The sequence below is a fragment of the Aquirufa aurantiipilula genome, assembly GCF_019923745.1.
Classification (GTDB): domain Bacteria; phylum Bacteroidota; class Bacteroidia; order Cytophagales; family Spirosomataceae; genus Aquirufa; species Aquirufa aurantiipilula.
Genome location: NZ_JAANOG010000032.1, coordinates 1 through 767, shown reverse-complemented (window position 1 = coordinate 767; position 767 = coordinate 1). Strand labels below are relative to the sequence as shown.

Sequence of the window (767 nt, the reverse complement as noted above, 5' to 3'; positions counted from 1 at the left end):
TGAACTGCACCCAATTGTTTGGACAAAATTAAACAATTGATTTTAGATAATGAGCTCGGTATTGTACCGGGCTCATTGCATTTAAGTTCATTTTTATTCTTTCATGGTTATAATAGTTAATGTACTGTTTGATTTCAGATTTTAATTGTTGGATAGAGTTGAATTTCTTTGTGTAAAAGAGCTCTGATTTTAGAATACCAAAGAAGTTTTCTATTACTGCGTTATCAAGGCAATTTCCTTTTCTTGACATACTTTGAATAACATGATGACTTTCTAGTTTCTTTTGATAATGATTCATCTTATAATGCCATCCTTGATCTGAATGCAAGATTAAGTCCTTTGTTTGTTGTTGTTTAAATGTTTTATCCAGCAACTTTATAATGTGCTTGTAATTAGGACTCTCACTTAATTCATAACTGATAATTTCTCGATTAAATAAGTCGATAATAGGAGATAGATATAATTTTCTACCAGCTACCTTAAATTCGGTCATATCTGTTGCCCATTTTTGATTTGGTGCTTTTGCTTTAAAATTACGAGCTAACACATTTTCGAATGCAGCTCCCATTTCTCCCTTATAAGAGCGATACTTCTTTAATCGAATCAAACATTTTAAACCTAGCTTATGCATCAGGTTCAATACTGTTTTGTGGTTGATGGTAAAACCAAGCTGTTTCAACAGTTCTGTTATCCTCCGATAGCCTAATCTACCCTTGTGTGCATGAAAGATACGATTTATCGCAACTTTTACTTCAAGGTATTTATCG

1 protein-coding gene is annotated in these 767 nt (G+C 32.2%); it reads right to left on the bottom strand.

Translation table 11 applies throughout. The features are described from left to right. Positions 1-28: 28 nt before the first annotated feature. Positions 29-767: IS3 family transposase (locus tag G9H60_RS13210; protein ID WP_223144510.1), on the bottom strand; the 739-nt coding region annotated here is incomplete at its 5' end.